Raw genomic sequence first — 19026 nt, forward strand, 5'->3', positions numbered from 1 at the left:
ACAGGCGCCACCTGCCTTGGTCAGCCCTGTGCCTGGCGAGACTACTTGAGTTCGATCAGGCGGGCGTTAAGGGTCTGCATCTGATCACGCAGCGAAGCGGCCGTTTCAAACTCGAGGTTCTGCGCCGCTTCATGCATACGATCCTCAAGCTTTTTGATCTCACGGTTAACCTCATCAAGACTCATCTGACCGATGGCCTCCGGTGTGTACTGGCCGTCGGTCTCGGCCACCTGACGATCGCCCTTGCGCTTGCTGCGTCGGGTACCGGGCGCCTGAGCCGCTTCCATGATATCTGCCACGTTCTTGGTGATGGTACGCGGCGTGATGCCATGCTCTTCGTTAAAGGCAATCTGTTTGTCGCGGCGACGCTGTGTTTCATCCATGGCCCGCTGCATCGACCCCGTAATGCGATCACCGTAGAGGATCGCCTTGCCATGAGCGTTACGGGCCGCACGCCCGATGGTCTGGATCAGCGAGCGCTCGGCACGCAGGAAACCCTCCTTGTCGGCGTCCAGAATGGCCACCAGTGAGACCTCGGGAATATCCAGCCCTTCACGCAGCAGGTTGATGCCCACCAGCACATCAAACTTGCCCAGACGCAGATCGCGAATGATTTCGACCCGCTCGACGGTATCGATATCCGAATGCAGGTAGCGCACCCGAATGTCATGTTCGCCGAGATAGTCGGTCAGGTCCTCGGCCATTCGCTTGGTCAGGGTCGTCACCAGTACCCGCTCTCCTACCTCGACCCGGGCGCGAACTTCGGAGAGCAGATCATCGACCTGAGTACTGGCCGGCCGCACCTCGATTTCCGGATCGACAAGGCCTGTCGGACGCACCACCTGCTCAACCACCTGACCGGCATGTTCCTCCTCATACGGCCCGGGCGTTGCGGACACAAAGATGGTCTGCGGCAAAATGAGCTCCCACTCCTCGAACTTCATGGGGCGGTTGTCCAGCGCCGAAGGCAATCGGAAACCATACTCGACCAGCGTCTCCTTTCGCGAACGGTCGCCCTTGTACATACCGCCCACCTGCGGAACGCTGACGTGCGACTCGTCAATAAACACCAGCGCATCGTCAGGCAGGTAGTCAAAGAAGGTCGGAGGTGCCTGACCCGGATCCCGCCCGGAGAGGTAACGGGAGTAGTTTTCAATGCCGTTGCAGTAGCCAAGCTCCAGCATCATTTCAATGTCGTAAAGCGTGCGCTGCTCCAGACGCTGCGCCTCGACCAGGCGATCATGATCACGCAGGTACTTGAGCCGCTCGGCAAGCTCTTCCTTGATCGACTCGATGGCACCAAGAATCGTGTCGCGCGGGGTGACGTAGTGCGTCTTGGGATAGATGGTCATGCGCGGCACCTTGCCGCGCACCTCTCCTGTCAGCGGATCGAACAGGCTGATGGTATCGATTTCATCATCAAAGAGTTCGATACGCACTGCCTCATCCTCGGCATCAGCAGGAAAGACATCGATGACGTCTCCTCGCACCCGATAGGTGCCGCGGCGAAAATCGGTATCGTTGCGGGTGTACTGCAGTTCCGCCAGCCGGCGCAGGAAATCGCGCTGATTGATCAACTCCCCACGGGTGAAGTGAAGACGCATCTTCAAATACTGATCCGGGTCGCCCAGACCATAGATGGCCGACACCGACACCACGATCAGGGCATCACGCCGCTCGAGCAGTGCCTTGGTCGCCGATAGGCGCATCTGCTCGATATGGTCATTGATCGAGGCATCCTTCTCGATAAAGGTATCCGAGGAAGGCACATAGGCCTCGGGCTGATAATAGTCGTAATAGGAAACGAAGTACTCGACGGCATTGTCGGGAAAGAACGACTTGAACTCGCCGTACAGCTGTGCCGCCAGCGTCTTGTTGGGTGCCATGACGATGGTCGGACGCTGTAGACGCTCGACCACATTAGCCATGGTGAAGGTCTTGCCCGAACCGGTCACCCCCAGCAGGGTCTGATGCGCCAGACCGGACTCCAGACCCTTGATCAGCCCGTCGATGGCCGCCGGCTGATCACCTGCGGGCTTGTAGTCGGAGGCAATGCGAAACTCACGATTCATGCGCACTCCGTGCAGGTAGCGAAAAGATTGAGATATTCCGGAACCACCACACGCACGCTGGCCGATGGACGGGGTTCTCGCCGATAAGCGTAGTCGATGGTCAGGATGGCGAGGCAGCGGAAAGTGTCACGGTGGACAGGTCTAATCTAGATGAAGGCAGGCAGGCAGGATTGCAAGCCACACCGCCCGGAGACGGCGGCATGGCCATGAAGGCGAGTCAGAAGCTCTCCAGGGCGGAGAATTCAGGCACCGCCAAGATGTGCGTGCGTCTCTATTTCGATGTGACCGGAGGTCATCAGTTTCTGGATCGGACACTGCTCGGAAGCCTCAAGAAGACGATCACGTGCCTGGGCACTCAAATCGCCGATCAGACCGATATCCACCTGTAGTCGATACTGACCGTCACGCTCGTTGCTGCTGTCACGAGTGACCCGAACGCTGACACCATCAAGCGGCATCTCCTTTTTACGGGCATACATCAAAACAGTCATTGCCTTGCAGGTCGCCAGCGAAATATCGAAATAATCATGCGGGTCCGGCGCACTTTCCTCACCGCCGGCACTGGCCGGTGCATCGGCGTAAAGCGCCTCGTGATCGTTGAACACGATACGCTGTCGCAGTGTTCCTTCACGCTCTGTCTCGATCAAAATACTCATTGTCGATTGCCCCCGGATCACGATGCACGGCAGGTTCCACCCCTCCACCGTGACCATTCAAACACTTCAGCGTTTTGACGAATATCCCAGCCTTTCGATGACTTCGACCACTCGGCCAGGCTGAACACGTCCTTCCACTTCCAGCCATTCCCGTGCCACCTGAACGGTATCCACGCCATCAAGCTCCATCAAAGCCGTGGTCAGTCGATTAACGTCATCGGAATCCTTAAGGCCACTAAGGGTAAATGTTAACGCCATGGCGTTTTTGTCTCCTGGTAGTCATGCAATGATTGCGTCTGCTTGTAAAGTCTTGCCCTCGCCCAGATATGCTCTCTCATGGAGAAACGGGGATCAGGCAGATCAACCCTGCGTCATTGCCACCGTTTGCGCAAATTTTTCTGGAGTCACCATGAGTCATCCGCACTGGAAGACATTGCTGCAGCATCCGTCAGACGAACTCTCATCGAAAGGCACCGGTTTTAACGGACAACACGACACCGTGATTGTCCCTTTGGAAGATCGCGTCGTGCTGGAGGTTCGCGGACCGGACAGCGAGAAATTTCTGCAGGGTCAGGCCAGCGCTTCCACGGCCCACGCCACCGCCACCATCGCACCGCCAGCAGTCTTTTGTACGCCCAAGGGACGTGCCATCGCCAATGTGCAAATGATCAAGGCCGCGCCGCAATGCTACTGGCTACTGCTTGAGCGCAGCATTGCCGATGCCCTCCATAAGCATCTGGCCAAATATGCAGCATTTTACAAGGCTGAACTGACCCTGCGTGATGATATCGCCATTGCAGGCCTGGCCGGACACCAGCTTGATGAAGTGCTGGGTGCGACCATGACGCTGCCCCATGCCGACTGGGGCGTGCGTGTCAGCACCGATGAAGAACTGGCCGTTACTCGCCATCCACATGACATGATGCGTCTGGTACTGATCGCCCCGAATGACAAACTGGCTGAACTATGTCGATCGATGGCTACCGAACTGACGCTGGCCGCAAACGACCTCTGGCAACGGCTGGATATCGAAGCCGGTCTTTTGTGGCTTGATGAGCCGCAACGCGAGAAATGGCTGCCCCAGATGTTCAACTGGGAGGCGCTGGCAGGCATCAGCTTCAAAAAGGGCTGCTACACCGGCCAGGAGGTCGTGGCCAGGGCGCACTATCGCGGCCAGGTCAAAAAACGTCTGATGCGGCTCTCCGTGGCCACAGCCGAGCCCATCGAGACGGGAGCGGACATCAAGGATGCCACGAGCGACAAGACGCTGGGGGAAGTGGTTCGCAGCGCGGCAGCAGACGAGGGACATATTGAAGTACTGGCCGTCGTCACAACCAGGGATGATATGCCGTCACTGACCATCAACGACCAGCCGGCACATCTCAAACCGCTGCCTTACGTGCTGGAGCGGCGTGACCCGGAAGCCCTGTCGGACTGAAAGGCCGATAGAGTCAACGGCTTCTGGAACAAAAGGGGCCTCCATGTGGAGGCCCCTTTTGTTTGATGTTCCTGTCCGTTTTACGAAAACCAGGCCAGGCGTTACACCGTTGGCGCGGCGTCTTTTGGCGAGTCCAATACAGAGGTGCAACTCGGGCACCGCGTGGCGTCGACCGAAATCGGCGTGATGCAATAGGGGCAATTGCGAACGGTGGGAGCAGCAGCGGGCGCCTCGGACGGCTCATCCTTGCGTGCGCCCAGCTCGCGCAGACGATGGATGTTGCGAATCAGAATAAAGCACACCATCGCCACCAGCGTGAACGAGATCATGGCATTGAGAAAAATGCCGTAATTGATGGTGACCGCACCAGCAGCCTGCGCATCCGCCAGCGTCGTATAGGGCCCTGCGGTCTGCGCCCCTTCCTTGAGCACAAAAAACAGATTGGTGAAATTGATCCCACCGGTAATCAGCCCCAGTACCGGCGTAAAGATATCCTTGACCAGACTGTTGACGATGGCGGTAAAGGCCGAGCCAATAATGATCCCGACGGCCAGATCAACAACATTGCCCTTGACGGCAAAATCGCGAAACTCCGTTAAAAATCTTGGCATACCAGACTCTCTCCCCGAACTCGAATCTATCGGGTGGCCGGCGCCCGGCCACCACAGTGCTGTTATCAGAATTACTATAGCGAAGGAATCAAAAGGCGCGTCGCACGATGCCTGCGCGTCTTAATGCTCGCGGGTGGCATCGAAGGAGAGATCAGGCCAGCGCTCTTCCATCAGCTGCAGGTTGACTCGGGTCGGGGCCAGATAGGTCAGATGCCCACCGCCATCGATGGCGAGGTTGGTGCTGACCTTGTTGCGCAGCTCATCCAGCTTGCGCTCGTCGCCATGAATCCAGCGAGCCGTCTGAACGTTGACCGGCTCATAGATGCAGTCAACCTTGTACTCATCCTTGAGACGGTGTGCCACCACGTCGAACTGGAGCAAACCGACCGCACCCACGATCATGTCGTTATTATCCAGTGGCATGAAGACCTGAGTGGCGCCCTCCTCGGAAAGCTGCTGAAGCCCCTTCTGAAGCTGCTTGGTCTTGAGCGGGTCTCTCAGACGCACGCGACGAAACAGTTCGGGCGCAAAGTGCGGAATGCCGGTAAAGCGCATCTGCTCGCCACTGGAGAAGGTATCACCGATCTGAATGGTGCCATGGTTGTGCAATCCGATGATGTCCCCAGGCCAGGCTTCCTCGACATGTGCCCGGTCGGCGGCCATGAAGGTCAGGGCATCGGCAATCTTGACGTCCTTTTTGATGCGCACATGGTGAATCTTCATATTGCGCTCATACTTGCCCGAGCAGACGCGCAGAAAGGCGATACGGTCACGGTGGCGTGGGTCCATATTGGCTTGGATCTTGAAAACGAATCCGGTGAAGCTGCCATCCTCGGCGGTCACTTCACGGGCATTGGTTTCTCGAGGCTGCGGCGAAGGCGCATATTCGACGAAACCGTCGAGCATTTCACGCACACCAAAATTGCCCATGGCCGTGCCGAAAAATACCGGCGTCAGCTCGCCGCGGCGGTAGGCATCCAGATCAAATTCATGCGAGGCGCCCTGTACCAGCTCGATCTCCTCGCGCAACTCGGCCGCCTGAGACGCTCCCAGCACGTCATCAACCTCGGGACTGTTCAGGCCCTCGATTCGAACGTCTTCCGGAATCCGGTTGCCCTGTCCCTGCTTGTAGAGATGCACCGTATCATTGACCAGATGATAAACGCCGCGGAAATGACGCCCCATGCCGATCGGCCAAGTCACCGGCGCACACGCAATGTTGAGCACGGTTTCGATCTCGTCCATGACCTCGATGGGATCCCGAGTGTCGCGATCCATCTTGTTGATGAAGGTCAGAATCGGTGTGGTCCGCAGGCGACAGACTTCCATCAGCTTGATGGTTCGATCCTCGACACCCTTGGAACCATCTACAACCATCAGGGCAGAGTCGACCGCCGTCAGCGTGCGGTAGGTGTCTTCGGAGAAGTCCTCGTGTCCGGGCGTATCCAGCAGATTGACGATGCGCCCCTTGTAGGGAAACTGCATGACAGAGGTGGTCACGGAGATACCACGCTCCTGCTCCATCTTCATCCAGTCAGAAGTGGTACTGCGCTCCTGACGCTTGCTCTTGACCGCTCCGGCTACCTGAATGGCGTTGCCAAACAACAGCAGCTTTTCGGTGATGGTGGTCTTGCCCGCGTCGGGGTGAGAAATGATCGCAAAGGTTCTGCGAAGGCTGGCTTCCTGGGCGATCCGGGTATCGGTCATGGGTGCTTCAGTAGTCATTATGTACACAGTCTGTACGTGAACGGATTTAGAGCCATTCTACAGGCAGTGTTTGGTGCGGGGATAGAAGGCCCTGGCATTGGTCATGATGATCACTTTCGGCCACATCAACATGACCATCAAAAAAGCCAACCCCTTCAAGGGTCGGCTTTTCAGGATGTCAGGACTGATAAGGCGGCGTCTGCTCCGGTGGCACCTCGGGGGGTGGCTCAGAGGGCGGCGGGTCCTGCAGGGGTGGCTCCTCCAACGGTGGTTCCTCTACCGGCGGCTCTTCGATCGGTGGCTCCTGCGGCTGTGGTGGTTGCTCGGGCGGAGAATGCGGCTCCGGGTCCGGGGGCTGAACCGGTGGTTCGCTCATGGCCATGCAGGGTACGCAGCCGGCATCAATACGCGATGACGTTATCATGCTCATCTCCTCCTTCGAGGCACAGGGCGGATGGGCCTATCGGGAACAGCTTCATTCCCACCCGTCTTTCATCACGGTAGGCACAAAGGCGTCGTAGCGCCAGCCCTTGCCTTGCAACAACACTCTTTCCTCTACGCCCTTGTCACGATTGCGATATCATGGACACACAACGCTACATTCTCTGCTCTGGATGCTCATGACGCAGGCGCTACTGCTGACCACCCCGGCTCGCAATCTGGTGCGGCTGACCATCGCGCGCGGTATTACCTGGACCTGTTTTCTGGCCGTGATCCTCTTTGGTATCGAGGTCATGGACTTCAAGCTTCGGGTTGTGCCGATCATTGCCATTATCGTGGCCATGGGACTTTTCAACGTGGCCACCTGGTGGCGGCTGGGACAGAACCGCCAGGTCACCGACGTCGAATATCTGATTCATCTGCTCATCGATGTGACGGGCCTTACCCTGATCTTTTATTACACCGGCGGCGCCACCAATCCGGCCATTACCTACTATCTGATTCCGGTCGCCATGGCCGCGGCCACCCAACCATGGCGACATGCCTGCATTACGGCGGCTTCAGCCTTTGTGGCCTATTCAATGCTCATGGTCTTTTTCGAGCCGGTACCGGAGCTTCGCCACATGATCGGAGACAGCCTTTTAACCCTCAATGTCCTGGGCATGTGGCTCAATTTCGCCCTGTGCGCCGGGCTGATCACCTTCGTGATCTTTCGTATGGCCGATACCCTGCGCCAGCGCGACCGAACGCTTTCACGCACCCGTGAAGCGGCCCTTCGCAACGAGCAGATTCTGGCCGTGGCCAGTCAGGCCGCAGGAACAGCGCATGAACTGGGTACGCCATTGTCGACCATGCTCATGCTGATCGACGAGATGAAATCTGACCCGATCACTGACATGCAGCGCGCAGACCTTGATCTGCTGCGCAGTCAGGTCGATACCTGCAAGCGCCACCTGCGCGAACTGGTGGCCAGCGCCGAGCGTCGCCACAGCGACCCCCCGGTACGCGTCAAGGCTGCCGAATGGCTGGAAGCGCTGATCCAGCGCTGGCTGGTCATGCGGCCGGATGTCACCTATCAGCTGCATGTCGATGATCCTGCACTGCCCCTTCTCGCCGACCCGACGCTGGATCAGGCTATCATGAACCTGCTCAACAACGCAGCCGATGCCAACCCGCAGGACATCGCCATCACGCTGAGCGAAAGCGCGCTCAAGGAAAACCGTCGCGAGGTCGTGATTTCCATTGTCGATCACGGCCCGGGCATCTCGATAGAGATTGCCAGCCACATGGGCGAGAGCTTTATCTCGGGGCGCTCCAGAGGGCTGGGCATCGGACTTTTTCTGACCCATTCGACACTGGATCGCTTCGGTGGCAGCGTCAGTCTCTACAATCAGACCCAGGGGGGCACGCTCACCGAAGTCAGGCTACCGCACCCGGATACCGACCCGAGCGCCCTCTCCTCACTTTCACAGGAATGACACGTCATGCACGAAAAGGCTTCCTTTCTGGTCGTTGATGACGACCCTGTATTCCGCCAGATCATGGAGCGCGCCCTGACGCGCCATGAGTTTGATGTCATGGTGGCCGCCACCATCGAAGAAGCACGACAATTGGCGCAGCGCCGCCCACCGGAGTATGCAACGCTTGATCTGAAACTCGAGGAAAGCTCCGGTTTGCAGTTTCTGCCCACCCTGCTCTCGATCAGCCCGGCCTGCCGGGTCGTGATACTGACCGGTTATTCGAGCATCACAACCGCCGTCGAGGCGATCAAGCTGGGGGCAGTGAACTACCTCTGTAAACCGGTCGAGGTCAGTGAAGTGCTGCAGGCTCTCGATACCCAGGAGGGCAACCCGGATGCCGAGATCGCCGAGAATCCGCCCTCCGTCAACCGACTGACCTGGGAGCACATCCAGCGTGTGCTGCAGGACAACGATGGCAATATTTCGGCCACGGCCCGAAGCCTGGGCATGCACCGGCGCACTCTGCAGCGCAAACTGCAAAAACGCCCGGTCAAGCGCTGAATATCCATCAGCAAGCACCCCATTCCTCACGACGATCCCCGACAGGAGTTTGCATGACTCTCGAAGAGCGCCTTGAACAGGCTACCCGCATCGCCCATGAAGCCGGACGTCGCATCAGGGCAGCACGCGAGGGAGGCAGCCTTCAACGCAACATCAAACATGGCAATGAACTGGTGACCGATACCGACGTGGCCGTTGATCGCTACATCAGCGAGCAGCTGGAGTCGCTGTTTCCCGGCGAGGCCCGCCTGAGTGAAGAGCTGTCACCGGACCGACATGATGTCAGTCACGAAAAGCCGCTATGGGTAGTGGATCCCATCGATGGCACCGTCAACTTTGCCCATGGTCATCATCACGTGGCGGTCTCGATTGCCTGGCTCGACAGGGGCCGCGTTCAGGTGGGCGTCGTTCACGCCCCCTTTCTGGAGGAAACCTTCACCGGTATTCGCGGCAGCGGTGCCTGGTGCAACAACGAGCCGATTTCAGTCAGTGATTCGCGCGAACTTGATACATCACTGATTGGCACCGGTTTTCCCTACGACCGCGATGCTCGCTTCCCGCTGCTCAGGCGTCTACATGCGGTACTGGAAAACTGTCGTGACATTCGTCGCAACGGCGCCGCGGCGCTGGATCTGTGCGCGGTGGCCTGCGGCCGTCTGGATGGCTATTACGAGAGCTGCTCGCCATGGGACTTCGCTGCAGGACTTTTGATCGCACGCGAGGCCGGTGCGCGTACCGGCCATGTTTATGACTGCCCGGAAGGCATTGCCACCGAACTTTATGGCGAAAACCTTCTGGTCTGCACGCCAGAAATCTACTCTCCCCTGAAGGCGTTGATCAAAAAGGCGGATAGCGGCCAGTATCGCTGACGCAAGGAAATCAGGAAGCTGACAATCCGGGCGGCGGTCTGACACCACCGCTCGGCTTACGGCAACGGACTGCACTGCTCGGAAGACACTGCCATGCACTTTCTGCTGGAAGCGACTGTCATGCTGGGAGCCGCCGTCGTGGCCGTTCCCCTTTTTGCACGTTTTGGCCTGGGCTCAATACTGGGTTATCTGTGTGCCGGCCTGATTCTGGGGCCCTCGATCAGCGGCTTTATTGCCGACCCTGAATCGGTGCTTCACGTCTCCGAGATCGGTGTGGTCATGCTGCTGTTCGTGATCGGCCTGGAGCTGGAACCCGCCCGGCTCTGGCGGCTGCGCGGCCGGCTTTTTGGTCTGGGCAGCCTGCAGCTTTTACTGACCGGTCTTTTGTTAACGCCTCTGGGGTTCATGCTGGGTCTGGGCCAGGCCGCCTCGGTTCTGCTCGGACTGACGCTGGCGTTATCATCCACGGCCTTTGCGCTGCAGCTTTTGACCGAGCATCAGCATCTTGCCAGCCCTCATGGCCAGACAGCCTTTGCCATCCTGCTGTTTCAGGATCTGGCCGTCATTCCGCTGCTGGCAGTCATTCCAATCCTTGCCGGCAACGCCGACGCCGAGAATGCCAATCTGTGGGTAACGGTTGCCACAACCACCGCCATCGTGGTGGCCACGCTACTGGTAGGTCGCTTCGTCTTTCCGCGCGTGCTCAGACTCGTGGCACGCAGCGAAGTCCATGAAGTCTTTACTGCCGCGGCGCTTTTGATGGTACTCGGCACGGCCTGGGTCATGGAGGAAGCCGGCCTCTCCATGGCGCTGGGCGCCTTTCTGGCGGGCGTACTGCTGGCGGATACGCCCTATCGTCACGAGCTTGAAGCCAACATCGAACCCTTCAAGGGCATTCTGCTCGGTCTTTTCTTCCTTTCAGTCGGCATGTCGGTCGACCTTTTGCTGGTCATGCATAACCTGCTGACCGTACTGGGCATCACGCTGGCCATACTGGCGGTCAAAATACTGGTTTTATGTGTGGTCGGTGTCATCGCTCGCCTGCCGCGTCAAAACATTCCGCGTTTGGCCGCCGTTATTGCCCAGGGCGGCGAGTTTGATTTCGTGCTGCTGACCACCGCCGTGGCTGCCGGCGTTTTTGAGCAGCGAATCGCTAGTCTTTGCATCGCGGCCGTGACGATCTCAATGGCCTGCACGCCCTTTCTTTATACGCTGGGCAGCCGTATAGGCAACCGCTTCAAGCCCTCGACGAGCTGGGACAATCAGTTCCCTGATGATGATCCACCGGTGATCATCGCCGGTCTGGGACGTTTCGGGCAGATGGTGGCCCGGGTGCTCAAGATGCAAAACGTACGCTTTACCGCACTGGACCCCAACATCCGCCAGGTCGAGTTTATCCGCCAGTTTGGCTCGCGGATCTATTACGCTGACGCGACCCGGCTGGAGCTGCTGCGCTCGGCAGGTCTCGACCGGGCTCGCATGCTGATCATCTGTGTGGACGATGAGCAGGCCGCTCTCACCATTGCCCGACTGGCTCGGGAAAACTATCCCGACCTGAGCATTCATGCCCGTGCCCGCAACCGCCATCACGCCTGGCGCCTGCAGGAACTGGGGGTGGATGTCGTCGTGCGCGAAACCTTCTCGGCAAGTCTCGAACTGTCTCAGGAAGTGCTGGTCGGTCTGGGCTATCCCAGTGCCAGCGCCAGCCAGGCCGTCAGAACCTTCCGTGACTTCGATGTGCGCCTTTTTGAGGAGTCCTATCAGTATCGCAACGACAACGCCCAGCTGCTTGAAAGCGATCGCGCCGCCATTGAGGAGTTCTACAAGCTCTTTCAAAGCGAAGACCGAGAGGACAGACATCACCGGGATACGCGGCAAAGAGAAGCTGATGATGGCCGGAGTCAAGACTGATCGCAGACCGCGCCGAGTGCTCGTTTTGAGCGCTGCTACGCTGACAGAACATTTTCTTGTCAATACGGGAGCAGCGCGTCATGACCTCATCCACACCACAGGAAACGCTTGAAACGCTTGGCATTCCTGCCACTGGCGCTCCTGAAGCACTCGGCGGCGGCGATATCGGGCAGGTCTGGCGGGTCGCAACGTCACAGGGCGATGTACTGGTCAAACATGCTGACGAAAAGGGACTCGAGGCGGAAGCGGACGGGCTCAGGGCGCTGCAGGCAGCAAATACGGATTTGATTATTCCGGATATTGTGGGCGAGCTGCCCGGCGCACTGGTCATGACCTATCTAGCGCCGAGCAGACCTGACCGCCAGGCCCAGGAAGCCTTCGGACACGGGCTTCGCGCTTTGCATGCCCACACTCATCCTGAGCATGGCTGGCATTGCGACAACTTCGCCGGCACGACGGCGCAGATTAATACGCGCCATGATGACGGACGCGTTTTTCAGCGCGAGTGCCGTCTACTGCCGCTGGCCTCGCTGTGTCTTCAGACAGGGCGCATGGACCGTAAGCTGTTCGATCAGCTTTCAAGCGTCGCCAATGCACTGGAAAGCTGGTTGCCCAATGCGCCCGCCAGCCTGATCCACGGTGATCTATGGTCGGGCAACGTGCATTTCAGCACCCGGGGGCCGGCACTGATCGACCCTGCCATATATCGCCATTACCCGGATGCAGATATCGCCCTGCTGGAACTCTTCGGCAACCCTTCCAAGGCATTTTATGACGCTTACTGGGACGGTCACGCTCCGGAGGACTGGCCACGTCGACGCACCCTTTTCCAGCTTTATCCGCTGTTGAATCATCTTTACATGTTTGGTGGCAGTTACGCCCAGGGCGTACGCACTGCCATCGCACAGCTACCCGGAAGCTGAAAAGCAGCGGCGAGCGTCTCAATGATGGGCGTTATCAGAGGCAAAAAGCTCGAACTGATGGGGCTCGTAGCGCGGGTCCAGCTCTACATAGTGCGAGGTCTCCATCGGTGCTGTAGGTAACCAAGGCTCCTGGGCCACTTCAGGTGCCCAGCTGCGGCGCCCGCGCAGACGAGTCAGGATAAATCCCGCCAGCGCCAGCGAGACGCTGCCCAAAAACATCCAGAGACCATCGGGCCCCAGAATCTGCATGGCCAGCGATGCACTAAATGGCCCTACCACCGAGCCGATGCCGTACCAGATCAACAGCTTGGCGTTGGCCTGGATGGTCTCTTCAGGTTCCAGCCAGTCATTGGTATGGGCAAGGCTCAAGGAATAGAGGGTATGCAGCATGGCCGTGTGCAAACAGGCGATCAGTAGCAGGAACAGATAGTCGGTCCGCGCCACTGTGGAGATCACCCCACCGGATACGGCCATGACCACCGCCATGAACAGAATCACCTTGCGCCGATCAAGCCGGTCGGATACCCGCCCCAGCGTCCACTGGGCGACCAGTGCTACCAGCGTGGTAATGGACATGAACTGGGCGGTCTGCCCGGTGGAAAGCCCGATTTCCTGACCGTAATAGGGCGTCATCGCGAAAAATGCCTGCACCATCATGCCGGCAGCGAATGCGCCGACCAGCCCGACCGGTGCACGCTTGTACAATACCTTGAGCGGCAGCTTGAGCGCCGTTTCGTGGCCGGAACGTTTCGGCCCATGAATACGATAGATAGATAACGGTATAAGGGAGAGTGCAAACAGGATACCGGTGACGCTGAACAGCACCATTGATGCCGGGTCCGCGACATTAAGCAGCCACTGCCCACCCGCCAGCGATGTCGTCGAAATGACCAGATAGATCGCCAGCACTCGACCACGATTGTCATTGCTGGACTCGCCCGACACCCACGACTCCATGACCATCAAAAGCCCGGCCGTCGCGGCGCCGCCAAACAGACGCCAGAACAGCCAGGCCCACTGATTGACCCAGAGACCATGCAGCATGGCCGTCACCGCCAGTACCGCTGCGCAGGCAGCAAATACGCGAATATGACCTACCGAGCGAATGCGTTTCTCAAGCAGATAGCTGCCGGCCACAAAACCCAGCGAAAAACTCGACATCAAAAGGCCTGCCATCTGCGATGGAAATCCTTCCAGCGACATTCTCACGCCAAGCAGGGTCATGATCAGTCCATGGCCCAGCAGAAAGAAGATTTCACAGACAAACAGTACTGGTAGTGTCGACGGCAGATTCCGCACTCGATGCTCCCTGAGGTTTTGAAATGATCCTGCATGTTCGGCGGATCAGCATTGTAGTGGCCCCGGCAGTACGGCGTCATCCTTGTGCTGGGCCCGACGCGGCCAATCCATTAGGATACGGACACTGCAACAAGGATCCAGACACCATGGCATGGCTCAAGGGCATCATCAGTATCGTGCTGCTGACCGGCAATACGCTGTTCTGGGGGATACCGCTGGTGGTATTGAGTCTTCTCAAGCTGGTACTTCCCTTTAAATCCGTACAAGTGCCACTGCTCAAGTGCCTCAATCGCATCGCTGGCTTCTGGATCACCACCAATAACCTGTGGATCCGCCACTGGCTCAAGCCGCAGTGGCATATTGACCTGCCCGACTCGCTGTCCAGAGAGCGTCACTGGTTGGTCATTGCCAATCATCGCAGCTGGACGGACGTTTTCATCATGCTCTACGCCCTGCATGACCGTCTGCCCATACCACGCTTTTTCATCAAGCGTGAATTGATCTGGATACCCATCATGGGCCTGGCCTGGTGGGCGCTTGAATTCCCCATGATGCGCCGCTACACCCCCAGCCAGTTAAAACGTCGGCCTCATCTGGCCAGACGCGATCTGCAAGCGACCCGAAAACTGCTGACCCATATCGACCGTACGCCTGTTACCATCTACAACTTTGCCGAAGGCACACGCTTTACCCGGGCCAGGCATGAGCAGCAGGAGAGTCCCTATCAGTACCTTCTCAAGCCTCGTGCCGGCGGCTGTGCTCAGGTCATGACGATGATGGGGCACAAACTCTCCGGTATCATTGATGTCACCCTCGACTATCGTCAGGGACGGCCACGATTTCGGGACCTGCTGTGTGGAAAGAGCGGACGAATCATCCTGAAGGCACGACGGCTGGACATCCCGGAGTGGATGCCCAACGGGGACTACCTCAATAACACGCATTACAGGGAACGCTTTCAGGCATGGATCAACGCGCTATGGCAGGAAAAGGATCAGCAACTCTCATGCTCTATCGTTTCCTGATCCTTTTGGTGCTTTTTTTGCTGGCAGGTTGTGCCGGGCGCGGCATGGGCGGTGGCGGTGAGGCCGGCTATGTGACTGTTCAGCGTGGAGATACCATGAGCGCCATCGCGCGCCAGGCAGGTATCCCCCTGCTGCGCCTGCAACGATTCAATCCGGGCATCAGAGCCAACGACATGCGCATCGGCCAGCAGCTCATGCTGCCCGGCCGAAATGAACGTGCGCCCGGTAACGGTCAGTATCGTTATTCGGTGAGAAGCGGCGATACGCTCAACCGCATTGCCAGTCATTTCGGCACGTCAAGCAGCCGCATCAGCGCTGCCAACCGCGGCATTGACCCCAATCGTCTGCGCATCGGCCAGCTGTTGACCGTTCCGATTGGCGGAGCCTCGAGTTCACGCTCGACCGGTACTGCCGGCGCCCGAACCACCCCGGCGCCTGTCAGAGCTCTGCCCAGCGGCGTGGGGCCGTGGTCATGGCCCCTGCGTGGTGCACAGGTGCAGCGCGAGTTCGGCATGGATAGCCGCAACGCCCTGCAGCCCATGCTGATCTCGGCCGGGAGCGATCACACCGCACGTGCAGCGGCACCGGGCACCGTCCGTTTTGCAGGAACCATGCGCCAGCTGGGCGGCGTCGTCATTGTGCATCACGACAAGAACCTGCAGAGCGTTTATGCCCAGTGCGACAGCGTCAACGTCACCAATGGCCAGCATGTCAGCACGGGCACTCCGGTATGCGAAGTACGCCGGGATTCCGGTACCGGGCGCCATGACCTCCTGTTCGATACGCGCAATGCTGGACGCCCCTTCAACCCCAGGCAGATTATGCGATGACACGCGACACCATAACGTCACATGATCGCCCCGCGACCGTCATGAATGACCACGAGAATGATCCACAAGGCAGCAGTAGCCGACCGCCCATGAAGGTCGCTTTCGTGAGCGAAACCTGGGCGCCTGAAATCAATGGTGTTACACACACGCTTGGTCACCTGTCACGCCATCTGAGCTCACAGGGAGTGTTGTTACAGCTGATTCGCCCCAGACCTCGAACCGAGCATCACGACGAGCTCATGGGTGAAGAGCTGCAGGTCGGTGCCATTCCCATTCCGGATTATGACGGTGTCAGCATGGGCTTTCCGGCACCCGGCAAGATTGGCCGGCTCTGGCGTGACCATCGACCCGACGTGGTCTACATCGCCACGGAAGGGCCTCTGGGGCTTTCTGCCCTCAATCAGGCACGCAAGATGGGCATTCCTGTCATCAGCGGCTTTCATACCAATTTTGATCAGTACAGTCGCCACTACATCATGCTGAAGGTACTCAGTCCGCTGGTCAGGCCCTTTCTGCGACGCTTTCATAATCGCTCGACCATGACACTGGTACCTACCAGGGCACAGGCGGACAATCTCGCCCAATATGGCTATGACAATGTTAATGTGCTCAGCAGAGGGCTGGATTGTGAGCGCTTTTCACCTCAACAGCGCGACACGTCGCTGCGTAAACAGTGGGGTGCCGATGAAGACACCCCTGTGGCACTGCATGTCGGGCGTCTGGCCGCCGAGAAAAATGTTTTGCTGCTGATCGATACACTTGAGGCCATGCGCCAGCGCCAGCCTGACCTCAAGGCCGTGCTGGTAGGTGATGGGCCACAACGTGCCCTGTTGGAGAAACGCCTTCCCTGGGCCCACTTCGCCGGTTTTCAGCGCGATCAGGCCCTGGCCAGGCACTATGCCAGTGCCGACATTTTCCTGTTTCCGTCCCTGTCGGAAACCTTTGGCAACGTCGTGATCGAAGCCATGGCCAGCGGACTGGCGGTGGCTGCCTTCGATTATGCCGCCGCCGGCGAGCTGATTTGCGAAGATATACAGGGTAAGCTTGCCGACCCTGAAAAACCGGCACAGTTTATCGAAGCAGCCGTAGCGCTCTGTAATGACATGGCTTCTGCCCGAAACATGGGGCGTGCTGCCTGTGAGCGGGTACATACACTGGGCTGGCCAAAGATTGGCGATGCCTTTATTGATTATCTGCGTCAGGCACAGGAGGTGAACGATGGCAGGTGAACGATTGATTCCAGTATTCAAGAGGCTCGACACCCTCGAGTGGAAAGCATGCAACAAGCTGGCGCGCCTTGGTGCCTATCGTCCGCTTCTTTTCATTCTGCGCTGGGCAAGCAGGCTTGGAGATGCACCAGCGTGGATCGTCATGTGCCTGAGCATTCCGCTACTGACGCAGTGGTGGTACGGATGGTTTCTGGGGGTCTGCTTCGGCCTTTCGGCCGCGGTTGGCGGCATTTTATATCGCCTGCTCAAGAATCGTCTGTGTCGTGAACGCCCCTACATTTCCTTTGAAATCCCCTGCACCATGCCGCCACTGGACCGTTACAGCTTTCCCAGCGGTCATACCCTGCATGCCGTGATGTTTACCACGCTGGCGGCATTGTTCGTTCCACAACTTTTGATTGTGGTTGCCCCCTTTGCCGTGCTGGTCATGCTGTCCCGCGTGATTCTGGGGCTTCACTACATCACTGATGTTGCGGCCGGCGCCCTGATCGGATTTGTACTGGCTCACGGTATGGCACTGATCATTATCGCCCTTCGCGGCATGCTGTTCGGCATGTAATCAGCATCGTCGCAGCATTATGCCTTAAAGGTCGGCCGCCGTTCTGCGTCGGCCTTTTTAGTTTATTACTGTTGTATCAGCTCTCCCCGGCACAGGCACCCACGCAAACAACGCGCGGGCTGCTCCATCTCTACCTCTTCTTCGCATACCTTTCTATCTCCCACTGTTCTGTCCCGCCAGCCGCTCTGGCTTTAACTTTGGTAACCCTTCGGACTAACGTCTTACAGCCAGATACGTCGTATTACTGAATGCTGTGTCAGACATAGTCAATAAATCGACTGGAACCTGATGACGTTTCACACGGGTAAGCATTGAAAAATGCGGTGCCTGAGTAGAAGCAACTGTTTGTTCATTGTTGGATCAAGTTAACGGAGCGTGCCCATGGATATTCGGTTTTCACTGAAGACGGGGGCCTTTCTTGTACTCGGCGCCCTATCGTTAAACGCTTATAGCGCCGAGTATGAGTGGAAATTTCAAGCCTCGGAGACCTCTGGCGAGCCCAGCTTCAAGATTAAACAGGAGTGGGCGGACAAGATCGAAACCATGACCGATGGTCGCGTGGCCATCGAAGTGATGCCCATCAATGCCGTGGTAGGTCCAACCGAGACCCTTCAGGCCGTCAGCGCCGGGATCCTGCAAGGACATATGACAGATCCCAGCTATTTTTCGGGCCAGAATCCGGCCTTTGGCATGCTGGGTAATCTGGTTGGCGCCTGGCAAAACCCCTATGACTTTCTCGAATACATGAAATATGCCGGCGGCGAATCACTCTACAACGAGCTGGTTGAGCCCTACGGTGTGCATCTGATTTCGGCGGCCACCTTCCCACTGGAGTCCGTCCCCTCAACGGTAGAGATCAAGACCATCGAGGATTTCAAGGGCCTCAAGATCCGTGCTCCGCAAGGGATGGTCTACAACATTTTTGAGCGGATCGGGGCGACACCGGTCAACCTGCCGGGCTCTGAAGTCTATACCGGTCTGGAAAAGGGCGTGATCGACGCGGCGGACTCCACCGTGCTTTCCAATAACGATGCCCAGGGACTTCACCAATTCGCACCCTACCCGCTCTACCCCGGCTTTCATTCCATGCCCATGATCGCCGTATCGATCAACAAGCAAATCTGGGACAGCCTGCCTCAGGACCTGCAGGTCACGCTCAAAACGGCCTTTGACCGCATGGGCTATGACCTGATTGCAAGACTCAAGGCACAGGATCTGGAAACGCTGGCCAAACTTGAACAGGACCCTGATGTACACCCTTATGATCTGCCGCCGGAAGAGCGCAAAAAGTTTCGCCAGGCGGCCGAGAAAGAGTGGCAGGAATGGGCCGGTCGCAATGAAATGACACAGAAGATCTACGACTCGGCCACCAGTTTTTTGCGCTCTCGCGACCTCCTTTAATGGCGGCGTGGCGCAATGGATAACACATCAATAA

18 protein-coding genes are annotated in these 19026 nt (G+C 58.1%); 11 read left to right on the forward strand and 7 right to left on the reverse strand.

Going from position 1 to position 19026, the window contains the following annotated elements; genetic code table 11:
- Nucleotides 1-41: 41 nt before the first annotated feature.
- The 3 genes from uvrB to B9G99_RS14950 all read right to left on the reverse strand — a co-directional run bounded on the left by uvrB (nucleotide 42) and on the right by B9G99_RS14950 (nucleotide 2986).
- Entirely contained in the window at nucleotides 42-2072 is a 2031-nt protein-coding gene (gene uvrB, locus B9G99_RS14940) for an excinuclease ABC subunit UvrB (RefSeq protein ID WP_086622878.1), read from the reverse strand.
- A 242-nt stretch (nucleotides 2073-2314) separates the two neighbouring features.
- Nucleotides 2315-2728 carry an OsmC family protein gene (locus B9G99_RS14945; RefSeq protein WP_086622879.1) on the reverse strand — a complete coding sequence of 138 codons (414 nt, stop codon included), beginning with the start codon at nucleotides 2726-2728 and terminating at the stop codon, nucleotides 2315-2317.
- Nucleotides 2729-2794: 66 nt separating this feature from the next.
- Nucleotides 2795-2986: a heavy-metal-associated domain-containing protein gene (locus B9G99_RS14950; protein ID WP_086622880.1), complete on the reverse strand. Its 192-nt coding sequence runs from the start codon at nucleotides 2984-2986 to the stop codon at nucleotides 2795-2797.
- Nucleotides 2987-3137: 151 nt separating this feature from the next.
- Here B9G99_RS14950 and ygfZ point away from each other — a divergent pair, with 151 nt between their 5' ends.
- Entirely contained in the window at nucleotides 3138-4166 is a 1029-nt protein-coding gene (gene ygfZ, locus B9G99_RS14955; protein WP_158521521.1) for a CAF17-like 4Fe-4S cluster assembly/insertion protein YgfZ, read from the forward strand.
- A 101-nt stretch (nucleotides 4167-4267) separates the two neighbouring features.
- On the opposite strand, the gene mscL is transcribed toward ygfZ, so the two are convergent.
- The 3 genes from mscL to B9G99_RS16795 form a co-directional block, all read right to left on the reverse strand.
- Complete coding sequence (gene mscL, locus B9G99_RS14960) at nucleotides 4268-4777, reverse strand: large conductance mechanosensitive channel protein MscL (RefSeq protein WP_086622882.1); 510 nt, start codon at nucleotides 4775-4777, stop codon at nucleotides 4268-4270.
- Between the two features lie 120 nt (nucleotides 4778-4897).
- Nucleotides 4898-6484: a peptide chain release factor 3 gene (locus B9G99_RS14965; RefSeq protein WP_086622883.1), complete on the reverse strand. Its 1587-nt coding sequence runs from the start codon at nucleotides 6482-6484 to the stop codon at nucleotides 4898-4900.
- A gap of 178 nt (nucleotides 6485-6662) precedes the next feature.
- Nucleotides 6663-6908 carry a hypothetical protein gene (locus B9G99_RS16795; RefSeq protein ID WP_148663966.1) on the reverse strand — a complete coding sequence of 82 codons (246 nt, stop codon included), beginning with the start codon at nucleotides 6906-6908 and terminating at the stop codon, nucleotides 6663-6665.
- A gap of 196 nt (nucleotides 6909-7104) precedes the next feature.
- Here B9G99_RS16795 and B9G99_RS14975 point away from each other — a divergent pair, with 196 nt between their 5' ends.
- The 5 genes from B9G99_RS14975 to B9G99_RS14995 all read left to right on the forward strand — a co-directional run bounded on the left by B9G99_RS14975 (nucleotide 7105) and on the right by B9G99_RS14995 (nucleotide 12649).
- A complete protein-coding gene (locus tag B9G99_RS14975) occupies nucleotides 7105-8403 on the forward strand; it encodes an ATP-binding protein (protein ID WP_086622885.1) in 1299 nt (432 codons plus the stop codon).
- Nucleotides 8404-8409: 6 nt separating this feature from the next.
- Nucleotides 8410-8946 (forward strand): response regulator transcription factor, encoded by a 537-nt coding sequence (locus B9G99_RS14980; protein WP_086622886.1) that lies wholly within the window; start codon nucleotides 8410-8412, stop codon nucleotides 8944-8946.
- A gap of 53 nt (nucleotides 8947-8999) precedes the next feature.
- Entirely contained in the window at nucleotides 9000-9815 is an 816-nt protein-coding gene (locus tag B9G99_RS14985) for an inositol monophosphatase family protein (RefSeq protein WP_086622887.1), read from the forward strand.
- A 93-nt stretch (nucleotides 9816-9908) separates the two neighbouring features.
- Nucleotides 9909-11726 (forward strand): monovalent cation:proton antiporter-2 (CPA2) family protein, encoded by a 1818-nt coding sequence (locus B9G99_RS14990; RefSeq protein ID WP_086622888.1) that lies wholly within the window; start codon nucleotides 9909-9911, stop codon nucleotides 11724-11726.
- Nucleotides 11727-11806: 80 nt separating this feature from the next.
- A complete protein-coding gene (locus B9G99_RS14995; protein ID WP_086622889.1) occupies nucleotides 11807-12649 on the forward strand; it encodes a fructosamine kinase family protein in 843 nt (280 codons plus the stop codon).
- Between the two features lie 18 nt (nucleotides 12650-12667).
- Here the strand turns inward: B9G99_RS14995 and B9G99_RS15000 are convergent, their stop codons facing one another.
- Nucleotides 12668-13948, reverse strand: a complete 1281-nt coding sequence (locus B9G99_RS15000) for an MFS transporter (protein WP_086622890.1) — start codon at nucleotides 13946-13948, stop codon at nucleotides 12668-12670.
- Between the two features lie 146 nt (nucleotides 13949-14094).
- On the opposite strand from B9G99_RS15000, the gene B9G99_RS15005 reads away from it, so the two are divergent.
- The 5 genes from B9G99_RS15005 (at nucleotide 14095) to B9G99_RS15025 (ending at nucleotide 18992) form a co-directional block, all read left to right on the forward strand.
- Nucleotides 14095-14973: an acyltransferase gene (locus tag B9G99_RS15005; RefSeq protein ID WP_086622891.1), complete on the forward strand. Its 879-nt coding sequence runs from the start codon at nucleotides 14095-14097 to the stop codon at nucleotides 14971-14973.
- Nucleotides 14955-15803, forward strand: a complete 849-nt coding sequence (locus B9G99_RS15010) for a LysM peptidoglycan-binding domain-containing protein (RefSeq protein WP_169712228.1) — start codon at nucleotides 14955-14957, stop codon at nucleotides 15801-15803. Before B9G99_RS15005 ends, B9G99_RS15010 begins: the two co-directional genes overlap by 19 nt.
- A gap of 104 nt (nucleotides 15804-15907) precedes the next feature.
- Nucleotides 15908-17032: a glycosyltransferase family 4 protein gene (locus B9G99_RS15015; RefSeq protein WP_335617613.1), complete on the forward strand. Its 1125-nt coding sequence runs from the start codon at nucleotides 15908-15910 to the stop codon at nucleotides 17030-17032.
- Nucleotides 17022-17591, forward strand: coding sequence for a phosphatase PAP2 family protein (locus B9G99_RS15020; RefSeq protein WP_086622892.1), 570 nt, complete (start codon nucleotides 17022-17024; stop codon nucleotides 17589-17591). The genes B9G99_RS15015 and B9G99_RS15020 overlap by 11 nt, the downstream gene beginning before the upstream one ends.
- Before the next feature lie 381 nt (nucleotides 17592-17972).
- The gene (locus tag B9G99_RS15025; protein WP_086622893.1) at nucleotides 17973-18992 is read left to right on the forward strand and encodes a TRAP transporter substrate-binding protein; all 1020 of its coding nucleotides are present in this window, start codon (nucleotides 17973-17975) and stop codon (nucleotides 18990-18992) included.
- Nucleotides 18993-19026 lie beyond the last annotated feature (34 nt).

This window comes from Kushneria konosiri, assembly GCF_002155145.1.
Classification (GTDB): domain Bacteria; phylum Pseudomonadota; class Gammaproteobacteria; order Pseudomonadales; family Halomonadaceae; genus Kushneria; species Kushneria konosiri.

Bases quoted from the DNA above. Each gene is read 5' to 3' on its own strand.
- B9G99_RS14950 (WP_086622880.1), bottom strand. From the start codon at position 2,986: ATGGCGTTAACATTTACCCTTAGTGGCCTTAAGGATTCCGATGACGTT.
- B9G99_RS15010 (WP_169712228.1), top strand. From the start codon at position 14,955: ATGCTCTATCGTTTCCTGATCCTTTTGGTGCTTTTTTTGCTGGCAGGT.
- ygfZ (WP_158521521.1), top strand. From the start codon at position 3,138: ATGAGTCATCCGCACTGGAAGACATTGCTGCAGCATCCGTCAGACGAA.
- B9G99_RS14985 (WP_086622887.1), top strand. From the start codon at position 9,000: ATGACTCTCGAAGAGCGCCTTGAACAGGCTACCCGCATCGCCCATGAA.
- uvrB (WP_086622878.1), bottom strand. From the start codon at position 2,072: ATGAATCGTGAGTTTCGCATTGCCTCCGACTACAAGCCCGCAGGTGAT.
- B9G99_RS15025 (WP_086622893.1), top strand. From the start codon at position 17,973: ATGGATATTCGGTTTTCACTGAAGACGGGGGCCTTTCTTGTACTCGGC.
- mscL (WP_086622882.1), bottom strand. From the start codon at position 4,777: ATGCCAAGATTTTTAACGGAGTTTCGCGATTTTGCCGTCAAGGGCAAT.
- B9G99_RS14980 (WP_086622886.1), top strand. From the start codon at position 8,410: ATGCACGAAAAGGCTTCCTTTCTGGTCGTTGATGACGACCCTGTATTC.
- B9G99_RS14975 (WP_086622885.1), top strand. From the start codon at position 7,105: ATGACGCAGGCGCTACTGCTGACCACCCCGGCTCGCAATCTGGTGCGG.
- B9G99_RS15020 (WP_086622892.1), top strand. From the start codon at position 17,022: ATGGCAGGTGAACGATTGATTCCAGTATTCAAGAGGCTCGACACCCTC.
- B9G99_RS14990 (WP_086622888.1), top strand. From the start codon at position 9,909: ATGCACTTTCTGCTGGAAGCGACTGTCATGCTGGGAGCCGCCGTCGTG.
- B9G99_RS14995 (WP_086622889.1), top strand. From the start codon at position 11,807: ATGACCTCATCCACACCACAGGAAACGCTTGAAACGCTTGGCATTCCT.
- B9G99_RS14965 (WP_086622883.1), bottom strand. From the start codon at position 6,484: ATGACCGATACCCGGATCGCCCAGGAAGCCAGCCTTCGCAGAACCTTT.
- B9G99_RS14945 (WP_086622879.1), bottom strand. From the start codon at position 2,728: ATGAGTATTTTGATCGAGACAGAGCGTGAAGGAACACTGCGACAGCGT.
- B9G99_RS16795 (WP_148663966.1), bottom strand. From the start codon at position 6,908: ATGATAACGTCATCGCGTATTGATGCCGGCTGCGTACCCTGCATGGCC.
- B9G99_RS15005 (WP_086622891.1), top strand. From the start codon at position 14,095: ATGGCATGGCTCAAGGGCATCATCAGTATCGTGCTGCTGACCGGCAAT.